A 17,180-nucleotide genomic window follows, 5' to 3' on the forward strand; every position below is an offset into this window, starting at 1 on the left:
CCGAAGACGCAGACGATCGGTCGGGTGATTAGCTCAGTTGGTAGAGCAGCTGACTCTTAATCAGCGGGTCGTAGGTTCGAACCCTACATCACCCACCATCGTCTTTGACTTCAGATCGCTCGTTATGCTGTGCGTCCCCGGCGCAGCGTTTGGCAGTTTCAGCCCTCGTAAACTCAAAGCGACGCCATTGCTGGGTTGAGAATGCGGCGAAAACGCCGCTGGATGAGCGACGTGTCGCCGTCAGAGCTTTTGACATTCGGGCGGATCGAACGCGTTGCGCAGCACGCGTCCTTCGATCTCCACCACCAAGTCATCAACCCATGTCGGTAGATCGACGCGACAGCGTCCATCTACCGACCCGAATTGGTGCTCCCTGTTCAGTCTGAATGGGCTATCGCGTCGGGCAGACGGCGTCGCCCTCGTTGGAGGCGAGGCGGATGTCTTCGACGGTGACGGCGAAGTCGGCGGCGGTGCGCAGGCCCCAGGGCTGATCGACGGCGGCGAGGTCGGCGCCCGTGTCGCGCAGGCACGACAGGCGGACCTTCAGCGTGCGCCATTCGCCGACCGGGGCTGCGTTCATCAGGCCGGTGATGTCCACCGATCCGGCGCCCAGCGTCAGGAAGACGGGGCCTTGCGCACGCGCATCGACGCGGTAGCGGAAGGCGATGGCCATCTCGCCGTTCGACTGACGGACCAGATCCACCGGCTGCGCCGCGATCAGGGCCTGTCCGCCGCCCTGCGAGAAGGTCAGGGCGCGGGCCGATTCCTGGCCCGCGCCGTCGGTGGAGCGCACGGACACGCCGCTGCGCGGGCTGGCGCCGCTCTTCTCGGCGCCCAGGCGGAACTCGCCGCCGGCGTCGCGCAGCATCAGCGACCACGGGGCGATGAAGCGGCCGTCGACGAAGTAGCGGTCCAGGCTGCTGCCCGCGCTGACCACGCCGCTCTCTTCCGACAGGGCGCCGACGCGGGCGCCGCGCGCATAGGTCAGGCCGTAGCCATAGGCGAACTGCGGGTCATAGCCGGGCTGGCCCACGTTCAGCGGCTCGCCCGTGGCGGTCTTGGGCCAGCTGAACGACAGAGTGCCGTGGAAGTCGTGGCGCGGCTTGCCGGCCGCATCGCCGACCAGCACGTCGGCGATCCCGCCGCCTTCCGTGCCCGGCAGCCAGGCGGCGACGAAGGCGTCGGACGCGTTGATCTCGGGATTGGTCCACATCGGGCGGCCCGACAGGAAGACCGACACAGTCGGGATGCCCGCCGCCTTCAGCCGCTTCAGCGTCTCCAGCGGTTCGGTCGGCAGGAAGTCCAGCGTATCCACGTCGCCCTGGAACTCGGCATAGGGGGTCTCGCCGAAGACGACGATGGCCACGTCGGGCTTTTGGGTGAACGATCCGTCGGCGCTGAGGGTCGCCTGACCGCCGCCGGCCGCGACCGCCTCGCGGATGCCGCCCCAGATCGACTGGCCGTTGGGGAAGTCGGCGTTGGCGTTGCCCGTGCCCTGCCACGTCAGGGTCCAGCCGCCCGAGGCCTGGCCGATGTCGTCGGCGTGACCGGCGACCAGCACCCGCGCTCCGGCGCGGATCGGCAAGACCGAGCCCTCGTTCTTCAACAGCACCAGCGACTTGCGCACCGCCTCGCGGGCCAGGGCGCGGTGGGCGGGCGAGCCCAGTTCGTTCAGACGGCCCTCGACCGGGCGGCTGTCGTTGAACAGGCCGGTCTTGACCTTGACCCGCAGGATGCGACGCACGGCCTCGTCCAGACGCGCCATCGGAATCTCGCCCGACCGGGCCTGGGCCAGGGTGCTTTCGTACAGCGGCTTCCAGCTGTCGGGGGCCATGAACATGTCGATGCCGGCGTTGAAGGCCAGGGCGCAGCTCTCGTTGGAGCAGCCCGGCAGCTGGCCGTGGGCGTTCCAGTCCGACACCACGAAGCCGTCGAAGCCCAGCGGGCCGCGCAGCACGTCCGTTAGTATGGTCTCGTTGCCCGAATGTTTGACGCCGTTCCAGCTGGAGAAGCTGGCCATGATCGACAGCACCCCGGCGTCGATCGCCTGGGGATAGCCCGACAGATGGGTGCGGATCAGCTCCTGCTCGGACCCGGCGTAGTCGCCCTGGTCCTTGCCGCCCATGGTGCCGCCGTCGGCCAGGAAGTGTTTCGCCGAGCCGGCGATATGGCCGGCGGTCAGCGGATGATCGGCCGACAGCGTCCCCTGCAGACCCAGGGTCATCGGCCCGGCATAGCTCTGGGCAACCTCCGGGTTCTCGGCATAGCCCTCATAGGCGCGGCCCCAGCGGTCGTCACGGGGCACGGCCAGGGTCGGGCCGAAGGTCCAGTCGGCGCCGGTGACAGCGACTTCCAGCGCCGTCGCCTGACCGATGCGGCGGATCAGGTCGGGATCGCGCGCGGCGCCCAGGCCGATGTTGTGCGGGAAGATGGTGGCGCCGACGATGTTGTTGTGACCGTGGACGGCGTCGATGCCGTAGATCATCGGAATGGTGGCGCCCGGGCGCTGGGCGATGGCGCGGCGATAGGCCTGGGCCAGCTCGACCCACTTCTGCGCCGAGGCGCGCTCGTCGCCGCCGGGCGAGGAGTTGCCGCCCGCCAGGATCGACCCCAGCGGATAGGTCAGCAGGTCTTGCGGTGTGATCGAGGCGATGTCCGCCTGGATCGTCTGACCCACCTTCTCCTCCAGCGTCATCCGGCTCATCAGTTCGGTGACGAAGGCCTCAGTCGCCGCATCCGTCATCGCCGCCGGCGAGGCCGCACGAGGCCATAGCGCCGGATGCGCACGCGCCGCGTCAGTCACGATGGAGGCCTGGGCCGTCACCGCCTGAACAGCCGCTTGGCGGGTCGAACCCGTCGCGGCGCACGCGCCGGTCGCGAGCGCGACGCCCAAGGCGAGAGCGGAAACAGCGCTGCGGCGCGCGTTCGGGATACGCAGGGTCATGTCAGGTCCGTTAGGCTGTCGGCGAAAACGATGCGGCGAAAAACCCGGCGCGACCATGCAGGTCGCACCGGAAGTTCGCTCAGGGTCTGCAAAAATCCAGGCGTCGCGCGACGCGCCGACAGCGGCGAAATCCGTTGAACCCGAGGTTCGCTCCCGATACGTCGTTGACCGACGCCTGATTTTTACAGACGCAACTTGATGCACCTATGACAATGATGTCAACTGTTCACGTTAGCGCTAACGTCGAGAGACGACTTAACGTCTCCGACCCAGGGAGAGACGGCGACATGACGACAGGTGTGACACGACGCACGGCCGGCCTGTTGGCCCTGTCCGTCAGCGGGCTGGCGGCGACCGCCAGGTCGCAGGCGCGAGACGCCGCCCCTTACGGCTGGCGCAATGTCGTGGTCGGCGCGGGCGGCTTCATTCCCGGCATCGTCTTCAGTCGCGTAGAACGCGGTCTGGCCTATGCGCGCTCGGACATGGGGGGCGCGTATCGGTTCGATGCCGCCGTAGGACAATGGAAGCCGCTGATGGATTCCAGTCCCCGGTCGGGCGACTTCGGCATCGAAAGCATCGCCGCCGATCCCATCGACGCTGATATCGTCCACGCGGCGGTCGGGGTCCACAAGGCAGACCCCGGCGCCATGCTGCGATCTTCCGACCGGGGCGAGACCTGGCGGCGGACCGAAGTCCCCTTCCGCATGGGCGGCAACGAGGACGGGCGAGGCCTGGGCGAACGGCTGGCGATCGACCCGAACGACAACCACGTCCTCTATTTCGGATCGCGCCACGACGGTCTGCAACGCTCGACCGACGGCGGCGAAAGCTGGCGCAAGGTCGAGGCGTTTCCGCTGAAAGGGCTGGGCACGCCCACCGACCGCAGCACCCACGGCGGGCTCAGCTTCGTCGTCTTCGATCCCCGCAGCGGCCAGCGCGGACAGGCGTCGCGGACGCTGTTCGTCGGCGTCGCCGATCCTCATGAACACGCGCTGTATCGCTCGGACGACGCGGGGCAAACTTGGCGGCCGGTCGAGGGCGGGCCGCGCGCCGAACTGTCGGCGGCCAAGGCGGAGCTGGACGACCGGGGCGTCCTCTATGTCACCTGCACCCTGGGCATCGGCCCCAACGGGGTGACGGACGGCGCGGTCTGGCGGCTGGATGCGAACACCGGCGCCTGGAGCGACATCACCCCGCCGCGACCCCAGACCACGCAAGGGGGCGGCTTCATGGGGGTGGCGCTGGATCGCAAACGGCCGGGCGTCATCATGATCTCGACCCTGAACCGCTGGCAGCCCGGCGACACGATCTGGCGCAGCACCGACGACGGACGAAGCTGGACCAGCCTGCGGGAAAAGGCGCGACATGACGTCAGCGCGACCCCCTATCTGAACTGGGGTAACGACAGACCGGACTTCGGCTGGTGGATTGCGGCCCTGGCGCTGGATCCGTTCGACAGCGACCGGCTGGTCTATGCGACAGGGGCGACCGTCTATGAGACGCGCAACCTGTCCGCCGCCGATGACGGGCAGCCGACCGACTGGGCCCCTTGGGTCGAGGGGATCGAACAGACGGCCGTCATCACCCTGGTCAGTCCGCCGAAGGGGCCGCATTTGCTGACCGGGTTCGGCGACATCTCGGGATTCGCCCATGAGGATCTGGACCGCTCTCCACAGCGCCAATTCACCACTCCGGTCTTCGCCAATACCAACCAGATCGACTATGCAGGGGCCGCGCCCGACATCGTGGTCCGTAGCGGCACACCGCACGAGGGCGTGGCCTCGGAAGGCCACGACGGTTCGACCCTGGCCTGGTCCGACGATGCGGGGCTGAGCTGGAAGCCGCTGGGTCGCCCTCGACCGGCCTCGGGCGAAACGCCGGTCGTCGCCGATAATCCGCGCATGGACCTGTATCGCGACGCGCCGATCACGGTGTCGGCGGACGGATCGACCTTCGTGCTGGCCACGCCCCAGGTCGTCTGGTCGCGGGATCGCGGCGCGACGTGGAAGGCCTGCGCCGGTCTGCCGATGCTGCTGAGGCCGGTCGCGGATCGCAAGGATGCGATGCTGTTCTACGCCTTGGATTTCCGCACTGGCGCCTGGTACGTCAGCGTGGACGGGGCCGAGCGTTTCGCCGTCGTGCCGTCACGCGGCCTGCCGGCGACCGTCGCCGAAGACCGGCCGACCTGGCGCGAGGTCGCCTTCCCGCTGAAGGCGGCGCCCGACCACGAAGGCGACCTGTGGTTCGTGTCGCACAGCGGCCTCTATAACAGCCGCGACGGGGGTCAGAGGTTCGACAGGATCGACGGGGGCTTGAGCGTCGAGATGATGGACTTCGGCAAGCCGCCCGCCGGTTCGACCTACCCTGCCCTGTTCGCCATCGGCACGCAGTCCAAAGCGGGGGGCGAGGTGCGTGGCGTCTTTCGTTCCGACGACCGGGGCCGATCCTGGATCCGGGTCAACGACGACCTTCATGAGTATGGTCGCCGCTATCGCGCCATTGCCGGCGATCCCCGGGTCTTCGGCCGCGTCTATGTGGCCACCGACGGGCGCGGCGTCGTCTATGGAGAACCGGCATGACCCTGTCGCGACGCGGACTTCTCGGCGCCGGCGCCTCGGCTTCAATGCTGGGAGCGTGCGCCACGACGCCGGGCGCCACGACGGCGACCGGTCCGTTCAAGCCGACCTGGGACAGCCTGGCCGCGGGCTACAGGACGCCCGACTGGTTCCGGGACGCCAAGTTCGGCATCTGGTCGCACTGGGGGCCGCAATGCGTGCCGGAGTTCGGCGACTGGTACGGCCGTCAGATGTATATCCAGGGCAACCCCGTCTACGACCACCATGTCGTGAACTACGACCATCCCAGCCGCTTCGGCTTCATGGAGTTCATCGACCAGTGGAAGGCCGATCAGTGGGACCCCGAGGGTCTGCTGGACCTCTATCAGGCGGCGGGCGCCCGCTACATCATGTCGATGGCCAACCATCACGACAATCTGGACCTGTTCGACAGCGCCCATCACGACTGGAATGTGCTGCGGGTCGGGCCCAAGCGCGACATCGTCGGGACCTGGGAGAAGGCGGTGCGGGCGCGGGGCCTGCGGTTCGCCGTGTCGAACCATGCAGCCCACGCCTGGCACTGGTGGCAGACGGCATACGGCTATGACGCCGAGGGACCGCTGAAGGGCGTCCGCTATGACGCGGCGCGGCTGACGAAGGCCGACGGCGCCGGCAAATGGTGGGAGGGGCTGGACCCGCAGGAACTCTATACCGGCCCGACCTTCGCCCCGCCGGAGGGGATCGGCTCCATCACCGAGATGAACGCCTGGCACGATGCGCAGGACGGTCAGTGGATCGAGACGCCGCCCGCCAACAATCCGGCCTTCGTGCGGTCCTGGGTGGCGCGTCAGCGCGACCTGATCACCAAATACAAGCCGGACATGGTCTATTTCGACAACTACGGCCTGCCGCTGGGGCGGTACGGGCTGGAGGCGACGGCTGACTTCTACAACGCTTCCCTGGCCTGGCGGGGCGAACTGCCGGTCGTGAACGGCAAGCGGCTGGACGACCGCCAGCGCAAGGGCATCGTCGAGACGGTCGAGCGCGGCTTCTCCGACAGCATGAACCCCGAGCCCTGGCAGACCGACACCTGCATCGGCGACTGGCACTACAACCGCGCCCGCTTCACCAGCCACTCTTACGTCCCGGCCCACAGCGTGGTGCAGCGGCTGGTGGATGTCGTCTCCAAGAACGGCAACCTGATGCTGAACATCCCCCAGCGGGGCGACGGATCGATCGACAGCGACGAGCGCCAGATCCTGACGGACATCGCCGCCTGGATGAAGATCAACGGCGAGGCCATCTTCGACACCCGGCCCTGGCGCATCTATGGCGAGGGACCGACGGCGGTGGTGGCCGGCATGCATGGCGAGGGCGCGGCGCGGCCGTGGACCGGCCAGGACATCCGCTTCACAACCAAGGGCCAGACGCTCTACGCCTTCGCGCTGGACTGGCCAGAGGACGGACGGATGGTGGTGCGAGCCCTGAACCCGCAGGCGGGCCGCGTCGAGGCGGTAGAGCTGCTGGGCGGGGGCGCCCTGCCCTTCCGCCAGACGGCCGAGGGCCTGTTCGTCGACCTGCCGGCCGAGCGACCGGTGGCGGTCGCGCCGGCGGTTCGGTTGAGGGGCGCGGGCCTAGTCTGAGCCCCTAGCGGATCTCGGCCTCGAAGGGGACCGCTGGAAGACCGGCGGGGCCGTAGAGGTTGCAGACCGGGCTGTCGGCCCGGCAGAAGCGGACCTTGAGGTCGGTCGCCATCGCCGAGGCCAGCACCACTTCGTCGCCCGCTAAGGCCGCATCGACGAAGCGGCAGGCGTTATCGGTCCCGCACAGCTCGAACCCGACCGGGCGGCTGGAGCCATGGGCCACCAGCTGGGCCGAGGCGGCGTAGCGGATGTGGACGCCGTCAGAGGCGCGGGTCACGGCGACTGGCTGGGGCGAGACCGGCTGAGCCTGACCGTCGAGGCGACGGGCCTCCAGCGCGAGGCGGCGGCCGACCTCCAGCTTGTTGGTCGGGTGGATGTCGTAGCGGTCGCCGATGTCGATGGCGACGGCGAGCCCCGCCAGGGGATCGGCATTGACCACCGTCCGTTGGCTCTCGCGCAGGGCGGCCCAATAGGAGTTGGTCGGCTGGCTGGCGGCGGGTCCGAAGTTCGCCAGTTGCACCACCAGCATCCGCATCTCGGGGTTTTCGAACTGCGCCCGCCAGTCGGCGAACAGGGCCGGCAGCAGGCGGCGATAGCCGACGTAATCGCCGATGTTCGACTCGCCCTGATACCAGGCCATGCCCTTCAGCCCATAGGCGCCCAGGGGCGCGATCATGCCGTTGTAGAGGGTGGTCGTGCCGCTGCCGCCGATCCACGGGGTGCGCGGCGGGTTGGGCAGGTCGCCCAGGGGCGCGGCGACGCGGTGACGCCAGCCCGAAGACAGGCTCACGGCCGTGCCGTCCGCCAGCACCAGCCGCTTGTTCGCCGCCGGTCCCCAGGCGCCTCCGCCGCCATTGGTGTCCAGCACCCCGAGCGCGATCAGGTTGCGCCCCGCCTTCAGCGTGCCCGCGGGAATGGCGTAGGTGCGCGGCGTGTCCCAGCCCTGCTGGCCGCCGACATATTGGCCGTTGACCCAGGTCACGTCGGCGTCGTCCACCGGACCCAGCTCCAGAGTTGCGGCCTGGCGAGCCTGGACGGCGGTCAGCTCGACCTCTTTTCTCAGCCAGACGATGCCGTCGAAGGTGGCGAGGCCCGGCACTGTGGATTCCCAAAACCCCTCGGCCGGGATGGGCGCCCAGTCGGCGTCGTTGGTGCGGGGCAGATGCCAGCCCTGTTTCGTGCCGGGGTCGTTGGCGCGCCACCAGTTTTGCGTGACCTGACGCCAGATGGCGTCCCCTTGGAGCGGATCACGGGCATAGGCGTCCAACGCGTTCAGCGCCTCCTGATGGCCGCCCAGCTTTTCTACCGCGCTGCGGCTCAGCCAGTCCTCGATGATCGACCCGCCCCAGGAAGCGGCGATCAGGCCGACGGGGACATCTTCGGTGCGGCGCAGGTCGCGGGCCATGAAATAGCAGGCGGCCGAGAAGTCGCGCACGCTTTGCGGGCTGGTGATGCGCCACTGGCCGACCGAATGCGGGGTCGATGACGGGGCAGGCAGGCTGGAGCGGCCGACCAGGAACAGGCGGATCTTGGCGTCGTTGGCGGCGCCGATCTCGCTCTCGGCATTGCTCGCCTGACGAACGGCGAACTCCATGTTCGACTGGCCCGAACAAAGCCAGACGTCGCCGACCATCACGTCCGAAACGGTCTGGGTCGCGCCGCCGGACTGGGCCGTCAGGACATAGGGGCCGCCGGCGGTCAGGGTCGGAAGAGCGGCGCGCCAGGCGCCGTCGGGGCCGGCGGTCGCCTGGACCTGGGTCTGGGTCTGGGCCTGGGTCTGGCCGAGGCTGACCGAGACGACGGCGCCGGGCGTCGCCCTGCCCCACACAGCGATCGGGCGACCGCGTTGCAGGACGGCGTGATCCTGGAACATGGCGTCGAACAGGGCGGCGGGAGCCTGCGTCGGGCTCTGGGCCTGCATCTCCGCCGGGCTCTGGGCCAAGGCCGGGGCGGCTGTGGCAAGGACGCCCATGGTTACGGCGGTGAGCAAGAACGAGCGCATGCGCGCCTCCTGATGGTCCGCTTGGGGCGGAGGGTCCGAATTGCACTGCACCCCAAAAAGGCGTGCAAAGTGCAAGAAAGTGCAATTTCGTCCGTCGGGCACAGCGATTTCAAAACCGGACCGCCAGTATAAGGCCGTTCCGACCCCGGTATGGTCGATCGTCCGCGTCTCGAACGAACCCTATAAAAGACAAGGGGTTGAGCATCGACATCGTGTCAGATGTCGATGCTCGCGTAGTCCCTAGCGGCGAACCTCGACCGCCTGTCCGTCGTACTGGATCGTCCTGGCCGGGGCGGCGTCGAAGTCGCCGACATCGGCGCCCGGTCCGCTGACGAAGCGCACATTGATGGTGCGGTTCGCTGGCATGGTCGGATACGAACCCGTCCGCGCGCCGATGGTCAGGACGCCGGTCGCGTCGTTCCAGGTCATGGGGATGTTGGAGAACTCGCCGCGCTCGTAGGCGTAGGTCGTGCCCTGATCCTCATAGAGGGAGAAGGTCCCATTGGCGCCGGTGTAGATCACCAGGGTCAGCGGGCCGTCCAACTTCTCGGCCGTGTACTGGATCGCCGGGCCGGTCGGCAGGATGGAGCCGGCGCGCACGAAGACCGGGATCTTGTCGACCGCCGCCTGGACCGTGACCGAACGCCCGCCCGTGTATTTCTGGCCCGACAGCATGTCGTACCAGTCGGCGCCTTGCGGGAAATAGACCGAGCGGCTGCGCGCCTTGTATTCCGTCACCGGCGCGACCAGCAGGGCATGGCCGAACAGGTACTGGTCGTTGATGTCGCGCGCCTTCAGGTCGGACGGGAAGTCCATGACCAGACCGCGCATGATGGTGCCGTCGCGCTGATAGACGTCGCCCGCCACGCTGTAGATGTAGGGCATCAGCCGGTAGCGGGTGCGCATCTGCTCGGCATAGGCGTCGTACATCGGCGTGCCGGGCTGGGCCAGGTTATACACCTCGCGCAGCGGGAACTCGCCGTGCGAACGGAAGACCGGCGAGAAGGCGCCGAACTGGAACCAGCGCAGGTTCAGCTCGTCCCACTCGGCCTTGTCCTCGGGCTTCATGCCGGCGGGGTTGGAATAGCGGGCCTCGACCGAGAAGCCGCCGATGTCGTGGGTCCAGTTGGCCAGGCCCGACAGGCCGGTGTTCACGCCCGCCGAGATCTGGTCCTTCAGATTGTCCCAGCGCGCCACCACGTCGCCCGACCACAGGGTCGAGCCGGTCCGTTGCAGGCCGCCCCAGGCCGAGCGGGTCAGGATATAGGTGCGCTGGTCGCCCTGTTCGCGCCGGAAGTTGTTGTAGACGTTCTCGGCGTTGATCAGCGGATAGGAGTTGAAGACATAGGCGCCCGGGCCGATGGCCGTCGGTCCCATGCGCAGGGTCCGCTCGGGGATGTCCAGGTTGGAGTGCATGTCCGGTTCGACCGAGTCCAGCCACCAGCCGTCGAAGCCCATGCCCTTGAAGCTGTCGGACATCTGCTTCCAGTACAGGTCGCGGGCGGCGGGCAGATAGGGGTCGTAGAAGCTGTTGGCATAGCCGGGGCCGACCCAATCGCGCGCGCCGACATCGACGTTACGGGTGTACATGCCGCCGATGGCGTCCAGCTGCTTGTAGTGGTCGGTGGTCGGATAGAATTTCGGCCAGACCGAGATGATGATGTTGGCGTTCATGTCGTGAACGTCCTTGACCATCTGGGTCGGGTTCGGGAACCGTGCGGGGTCGAACTGGTGCGAGCCCCAGGCGTTCTCGGGCCAGTAGAACCAGTCCTGAACCACATTGTCGATCGGCAGGCCCAGCTCGCGATAGCGGCGGACCGTGTCCACCACCTCGGCCTGATTGTTGTAGCGCTGGCGGCTCTGCCAGAAGCCATAGGCCCAGCGGGGCAGCATCACCGACTTGCCGGTCAGGCCGCGGTAGTTGGAGATGACGCCGTCGAGGTTATCGCCGCCGATATAGTAGTAGTCGATGGCCGTGCCGACTTCGGACGCCAGGCTGAGCGCGCCCTGATCGGCGGCTGGAAGCGGGTCCTGGTGGCGCAGCGAGATATAGCCGTCCTCAGGGATCCATTCGATCTTGATCGGCACGCGGGCGTTTGCCGCCATCTGGACCTGGAAGTCGTGGTCGAACGGGTTCCAGTTCTGGCGCCAGTTGTCCTCGACCATCTGGCCGTCGATCCAGACCTTCACATAGCCGGACGAATAGAGGCGGAACTTGTGCAGGCCGGCCGTCGCGGTTTCCAGCGTACCTTCCCAGACGACCTTGACCCCGGCCTGGCCGGGCTTGCCCATGTCGCCGGTCTGGACCGGCTGGCCGGGCTGCGACTTGAAGCCCTCGGGCCAGCGCGACCATTCGCGGATGAACTCGTAGTTCACCTCGGTCTCCTGGCGCTGAACCTTCAGCTGGTCGTTCTGATAGTAGCTGGCGGTCAAGCCGCCGAACCGGCCCGTGGCGTCGCGAACGATGAACTGGTCGGCGATCATGCCGTAGGGGCGCGGGTCGCCGAAGCGGGTGATCGAGTTGTTGTCCCACAGGACGCCGTAGTTGCGGCTGGACACGACCAGCGGAATGCCCACGTCGATATTGTGCTGGGCCAGCTGAACGTCGTGGCCCTTGTAGTTCATCACGCCCTGCTGGTGCTGGCCCAGGCCGTAGAAGGCCTCATCCTCTGGGCTTTCCCAGACCTGGCGCGTGGCCAGGAAGCGGTGGTCGCCCTTCTGGTCCTCTACCGTTACGGGGCTCAGTTCGCGGCTGCCGGGACGCTCCTTCAGCACCTCCTGGCCGTTCTCGTCGAGGAAGCGGACGGCGCCGGTCTCGCGCGAGACCTCGGCTGTGGCCTCGGCGGTCTTCAGCACGACCACATCGCCGCGCGTCTCGACCTGGAACGGGGTGGTGGTCGAGGGCTGGGCCGTGACCATCAGGCTGGCGGGCAGGTTCAGGTCGGCGTTCTCGGTCGCGGTGACGCGGATGGTCTCGGGGCCATAGACCTCCAGACGCACGCGGCGGGCGGCGCCCTCGGCCGGGGTGACGACGATGCCGCTGGCGGTGCGTTCGAACGCCGCCTGCTGGATGGCGCCGGCGGAGGCGCCGTTCATCAAGCCCTGACCTGCGCAGGCGGCCAGAGGCGCGGTCATCAGGGCGGCCAGGAACAGGCGGCGGGCGAGGGTCGGGATCATGGCGGGCGCTCGCTTTTTACTTATTCAGGGGTTCAGTAGGTGGCGGTGACGACGCGCAGCAGGCGCGGTCGATCGGTGAAGTTCAGGCCGTAATCGACCTGGTCTCCGTTCCAGATGCGTTCGAAGACCCATTTTCCGGCGTCGTCGAAATGACCTTCCTCGTGGCGCACGACCATGCGCCGCTTGCCGTCGGTCGAGGGCTTGGCGTCGAAATCTACGCGGGCGTGCAGGCCGCTGACGAAGAACACATTGGGATCGTCGAGCTGGGCGACGACGACGCCGCCGTTGGGATTTTCGGTGCCGGACGCCGGCCCCTGTTCGCCCAGCCAGGTCCATTCCGGCAGTCCGAACTGCCACAGGCGATAGCGGACGCGGGCGGTCCAGTCGCCGAGGTCGATCTTCTGCTCGGACCGGTCGTCCGGTTCTGATACACCCCAGACGCGGCCTTCCCAGGCGGCGCGCGCCCAGACATGGGCCCAGGGCCGCACGACGGCGTAGGCGGTCTTGAGCGGCGTCAGGCTTTCGGGCGTCACCGTCTTGGCGCCCAGCGGCCAGTTGGCGTAGCCGGTGTAATCGATGCCGAAGGCGGAATAGCCTACTCCACCACGTCCCAGCGTCGAGAAGAGGAAGCGTCCGAACGAAGGGTCATTGCCGGTTTCGGCGACGAACAGGGCGTTGTCCGGTCGCGCGTATCGACCCAGAGTGCCTTCGTAGCTGACGGAGCCGCGGTCGTAGATGTCAGGCGCCAAGAGGTCGATGGAGGGCGCCGCCGCCTTCCAGACGTCGAGCACGGGCCAGACCGGGCCGCCGGACGCATAGTTGGTCGGCGAAACGCGCGTGATCGGGTCGGTCAGCGCCGCATTGACGTACATCGGCAGCGGATATTCACGCTTGCCCGCCTCGGTGACCGTGTTGACGTAGGTTGCGATGGACCACGCATGGAAGAACTCGTCCGCCTCGCCGCCGAAGACGGCGGACCAGGTTCCGGGCGCCTTGCCCGTGCGGTCCAGCAGGGCCTGAGGCACAGGGCCGTCGAAGGCGGCCTGGGCGGCGGCGGAATAGTCGCGCACCGAGCCGTAGGTGCCGACCTCGTTCTCGGGCTGGACCATGATGACCGTGCGCTGACGCTCGTCGATCTGTCGGATATGGCGCATCAAGGCGGCGAAGGCGCGGGCGTCGGCGGCCAGCGTCTCGGCGCCATAGGGCGACATGGCGTAGGATTCCGTCCCGTCCTTCTGGATCAGGTGCGGGAACCGCGCGGGGTTCAGCTTGACCCAGGCCGGGGCGTATTTGGGCGCGGTGTTCTTCCAGGTGGCGAACCACAGGATGACCAGGCGCACGTCGTTGCGACGGGCCTCCTGAACCAGATGATCGACGAAGGAGAAGTCGAACTGGCCCTCGACGGGTTCCAGCTGTTCCCAGGCGATGGGCACCTGAACCGTATTGGCGCCGATGTGGTGGATCGCAGGCCAGGCTTCGGCCAGGGGCGCGGGGTAGTTGGAGGAGTTGTTGACCTGAGCGCCGAGGATGGTGAAGGGCGCGCCATCGACCATCAGGGCATGACGGCCGTTCTGCTCGACCAGATGAGGGATCGGCGACTGCGCCAGGGCCGGCGCCGAGGTCACGGCTGCCAGAGCGGCGATGCCCAAGGCAAGGTTCAATCCGCGTGCGAAAAAGCCCATCGCCGCCTCCCAACGTCGATAAGAAAAACGATCGGGGCGCCGACGACTGCCGACGCCCCGTTAGGTCAGACCGGGGTCAGAAGGCGGCGCGAAGCACCACCGCGATCCGGCGATCGGTATCCACCCAGTTGTACGGCGGCTTGCGGGTCTCGTTGCCCACCTTCAGCACGGTCCGTTCGTTCAGGATATTGGTCGATTGGATGCCGATCTTCACTTCCGAGGTCAGGTTGTAGAAGATCGAGCCGTCAAGCTGGCCATAGTCGCTGGCCCACACGGGCGCGTTCACGTTCGCGGCCGACGTGGTCATCAGATACTCCTCGCGCCAGTTGTAGGCGAGGCGCGCCGAGATGCCGTATTTCTCATACAGAAGCGCAGCGTTGTAGCTGGTCCGCGACAGGCCTTCGAGCGGCAGTTCCGCGCCGGCCGCGCCGTTCTGGATCGGATCCAGAATGTCCTGGCTGGTGTTGCGACCGCCGCTGCTGTCGACGTAGGTGAAGTTGGCCTGGACGCCGAACCCGCTGAGGGGACCCGGCAGGAAGTCGTAGAACTGCTGATAGGCCAGTTCGAAACCGTCGATCTTGCCCTTGTCGCCATTGGTGTAGCGCGTGATCAGGAAGTCGTTGGTCACGCCGCCGTTGGTGAAGGTCTCGGTCGAACTGCCCGAGAAGATGTAGTCCTTCAGATCCTTGTGGAAGGCGGCGAAGGTGATGCTGCCGGTCGGGGCGAAATACCATTCCAGGCTGAAGTCGTAGTTGGTGGCCTTCAACGGCTCCAGATTCGGATTGCCGCCCGTGCCCGTATAGGGCGTCGTCGGGTTCAGGGTGACGCCGTCAGGCTGGAAGTTGATCGCCAGGTTGGTGAACGGCTGAAGCTGATACATTTCCGGGCGCAGGATGGCGCGCGACACGGCGAAGCGGGCCTGAAGCGTATCCGTCAGGAAGGCCCGCAGGTTCAGGCTGGGCAGGACGTTGGTGTATTCCTTGCTGATGTCGGCGCCGTCCAGCGGGCCGCCATTGGCGAACTGGACCGCGCGGTTGAAGGCGGTGCAGTCGGCGCCGGGATTGGTCGCCGGCGGGCAGGCCGTCGTGATCGCCGGCAGGGTGATGACCTGGTTGGAATCCGTATTCGTCTTGACGACGCGGAGGCCGATGTTGCCGTCCAGACCGCGACCGAAGAAGGCCGTATCGTTGCCGAAGCGGGTGTAGACATAGGCCGCCTCGGTCTTCTCCTGCAGTTCGGTGACGCCGCCGGCGCCGCTGCCCAGACGATAGCTGTCGAAGTCGTTCGACAGCGGGGTCCAGCCCCAGCCCGAGCTCTGGGTATTCTTCAGGATGTCATAGGCGTGAGCCGTGCCCTGGTTGAGCAGGCCGGCGGTCGGGAACCAGGCGACGCCCGGAACGACCGTGTCGCCACGGAAGAAGTTGTCGAAGCGATAGAGGGTGGAGGATTCGACCAGACGCGGATCCTGCACGCCGCCGGGGAAGCCGGTGTCGTCCAGATAGACCACGGCGCCGCCGCCGTTGCCCCAATACTGGTTGGAAAGCAGGCCCCAGTTATAGCCGGTCTGGCGGTTGGTGTAGTTCTTGTCGGTGGCGCGTACGCCGAACTCGACCGAGCGGAAGAAGCTGTTGTTCTGGAAGTCGTAGCGGGCGTCCAGGCGACCAGCCAGTTCGTCGGCCTCGTTGTCCTCAATGTGGTCCATCGCGGCGGCCCACCAGTATTGCGACTTGTCTTCCATCGCCCCACCGGTGGAGGTGATGGTGGGCAGGTCGCCGTCGATGGTGATCCGCATGTCAGGACGATCCTGCAGCTGCGTGAAGGCGGTCATCGAATAGATTTCGGCCGTCGACTTCACATATTGCAGGTCGCCGCTGAACGACCAGGCGCCGCCCGGCGTGTATTTGAAGTTCAGCGCAACGTCGCCGGTCTTCTTGGTGTCGTCGCCGATCCGGGTGTCGGTGTTGTAGTTGGCGTCGAAGATGTTCCCGGACTTGAAGACGTTGTCCTCGTCATAGGAATAGGTCGAGTTGGGCGAGGCGATCGTCTCGGTGCCCATGGCGTATTCGACATTGTAGGTGTCGGCCTGCGAGCCCAGGGCCTGCAGGGTGAACAGCCACTGGTCGTTGGGGCGCCATTGGGCGGCCAGCGCCACGGCGGTGCGCTTTTGCTCCCAGTCGATGGTGCGCCAGCCCATGTTCTTCGGAACATAGACGGTCTCGCCCGCCGCGCCGGTGCCGTCCGCGCTGGCGTTGCCGGCATCCAGCACGATCGGGTCGTAACGGTCGGTGGAAATGCTGTCGGTGCGGTTGCCGACGTTGGAGACGCTGACGTTGGCCAAGAGGCCGAACTCGCCGAAACGGGTATCCCAACGATCGGAACCGATCACGCTACCGGACCAGAAACCCTTCTCGGACAGGTCGCCGTAATTGTAGTCGGCGTTGACCGCCAACAGGCGGTCGGCGTTGTCGAACGGCACGCGGGTGCGCAGGTTGATCGTACCGGCGATGCCGCCCTCGATCATGTTGGCGGCGACGTTCTTGTAGACATCCACGCCCGACAGCAGGTCGGCCGAGACATCCTCGAAGCTGAGACCGCGGCCCGAGGCGGCGGAGAAGATGTCGCGACCGTTGGTTTCGGAACGCACGCCCGACAGGCCGCGCACGAAGACGCCGCCGCCTTCGGCCGCCAGACGGGCGGGGTCGCGGGCGGAGTTGGTGCGTTGCAGGGTGATGCCGGGAATGCGTTGCAGCGCCTCCGACACCGAACGGTCCGGCAGGGCGCCGATGTCCACGGCGGTCACCGAATCGACGATGACCTCGGAATTCTTCTTGATGGCCTGGGCCGAGCGAAGCTGGGCGCGAATGCCGGTGACGACCACTTCATCGACCGTGGTGGCGTCGTCCGACTGGGCCGGATTCTGCTGGGCGAGCGCGCCCGTCGGCAGCGCTGCGGCCACCGTAAGCAAGGACGCTCCACACAACAGAGCGACACGACGCACGTGATTTTGACGAGACATGTGTCTCAGAACCTTCCTGCTGGTCGCGCCCGCCGCTTATTGGCGACGTGGGACGACATCCCTCCCGAAGTGAAGCCGCGCATCGTTCGATGTCACTGCCACCTTTCAAGGATGCACAAGTTTTCATGCATTGAAAAGTGTTTTCTGATAGCGCTACCAAC

7 protein-coding genes and 1 tRNA gene are annotated in these 17,180 nt (G+C 67.0%); 3 read left to right on the forward strand and 5 right to left on the reverse strand.

What is annotated here, in order from left to right; all coding sequences use genetic code 11:
- Positions 1-22: 22 nt before the first annotated feature.
- A tRNA-Lys gene (locus tag ACP7BH_RS04320) sits at positions 23-98 on the forward strand.
- Positions 99-391: 293 nt separating this feature from the next.
- On the opposite strand, the gene ACP7BH_RS04325 is transcribed toward ACP7BH_RS04320, so the two are convergent.
- On the reverse strand, positions 392-2,944 hold the full coding sequence (locus ACP7BH_RS04325) for a glycoside hydrolase family 3 protein (RefSeq protein ID WP_425983399.1): 2,553 nt from the start codon (positions 2,942-2,944) through the stop codon (positions 392-394).
- Between the two features lie 287 nt (positions 2,945-3,231).
- On the opposite strand from ACP7BH_RS04325, the gene ACP7BH_RS04330 reads away from it, so the two are divergent.
- Positions 3,232-5,523 (forward strand): xyloglucanase, encoded by a 2,292-nt coding sequence (locus tag ACP7BH_RS04330; protein WP_425983397.1) that lies wholly within the window; start codon positions 3,232-3,234, stop codon positions 5,521-5,523.
- Entirely contained in the window at positions 5,520-7,142 is a 1,623-nt protein-coding gene (locus ACP7BH_RS04335; RefSeq protein ID WP_425983395.1) for an alpha-L-fucosidase, read from the forward strand. The genes ACP7BH_RS04330 and ACP7BH_RS04335 overlap by 4 nt, the downstream gene beginning before the upstream one ends.
- Before the next feature lie 4 nt (positions 7,143-7,146).
- Here the strand turns inward: ACP7BH_RS04335 and ACP7BH_RS04340 are convergent, their stop codons facing one another.
- The 4 genes from ACP7BH_RS04340 to ACP7BH_RS04355 form a co-directional block, all read right to left on the reverse strand.
- Positions 7,147-9,144, reverse strand: a complete 1,998-nt coding sequence (locus ACP7BH_RS04340; RefSeq protein ID WP_425983393.1) for a sialate O-acetylesterase — start codon at positions 9,142-9,144, stop codon at positions 7,147-7,149.
- A 240-nt stretch (positions 9,145-9,384) separates the two neighbouring features.
- The gene (locus ACP7BH_RS04345; protein ID WP_425983391.1) at positions 9,385-12,321 is read right to left on the reverse strand and encodes a TIM-barrel domain-containing protein; all 2,937 of its coding nucleotides are present in this window, start codon (positions 12,319-12,321) and stop codon (positions 9,385-9,387) included.
- Positions 12,322-12,353: 32 nt separating this feature from the next.
- The gene (locus tag ACP7BH_RS04350) at positions 12,354-14,003 is read right to left on the reverse strand and encodes a DUF5597 domain-containing protein (protein WP_425983389.1); all 1,650 of its coding nucleotides are present in this window, start codon (positions 14,001-14,003) and stop codon (positions 12,354-12,356) included.
- Positions 14,004-14,079: 76 nt separating this feature from the next.
- A complete protein-coding gene (locus ACP7BH_RS04355; RefSeq protein ID WP_425983387.1) occupies positions 14,080-16,959 on the reverse strand; it encodes a TonB-dependent receptor in 2,880 nt (959 codons plus the stop codon).
- Positions 16,960-17,180: the final 221 nt, after the last annotated feature.

Origin of the sequence: Brevundimonas sp. TWP2-1 (assembly GCF_049897645.1) — a bacterium.
Taxonomy (GTDB): domain Bacteria; phylum Pseudomonadota; class Alphaproteobacteria; order Caulobacterales; family Caulobacteraceae; genus Brevundimonas.

What these genes read in the sequence shown, in the direction of transcription:
- ACP7BH_RS04345 (WP_425983391.1), bottom strand. Translation starts at nt 12,321, where the DNA reads ATGATCCCGACCCTCGCCCGCCGCCTGTTCCTGGCCGCCCTGATGACC.
- ACP7BH_RS04350 (WP_425983389.1), bottom strand. Translation starts at nt 14,003, where the DNA reads ATGGGCTTTTTCGCACGCGGATTGAACCTTGCCTTGGGCATCGCCGCT.
- ACP7BH_RS04335 (WP_425983395.1), top strand. Translation starts at nt 5,520, where the DNA reads ATGACCCTGTCGCGACGCGGACTTCTCGGCGCCGGCGCCTCGGCTTCA.
- ACP7BH_RS04325 (WP_425983399.1), bottom strand. Translation starts at nt 2,944, where the DNA reads ATGACCCTGCGTATCCCGAACGCGCGCCGCAGCGCTGTTTCCGCTCTC.
- ACP7BH_RS04330 (WP_425983397.1), top strand. Translation starts at nt 3,232, where the DNA reads ATGACGACAGGTGTGACACGACGCACGGCCGGCCTGTTGGCCCTGTCC.
- ACP7BH_RS04340 (WP_425983393.1), bottom strand. Translation starts at nt 9,144, where the DNA reads ATGCGCTCGTTCTTGCTCACCGCCGTAACCATGGGCGTCCTTGCCACA.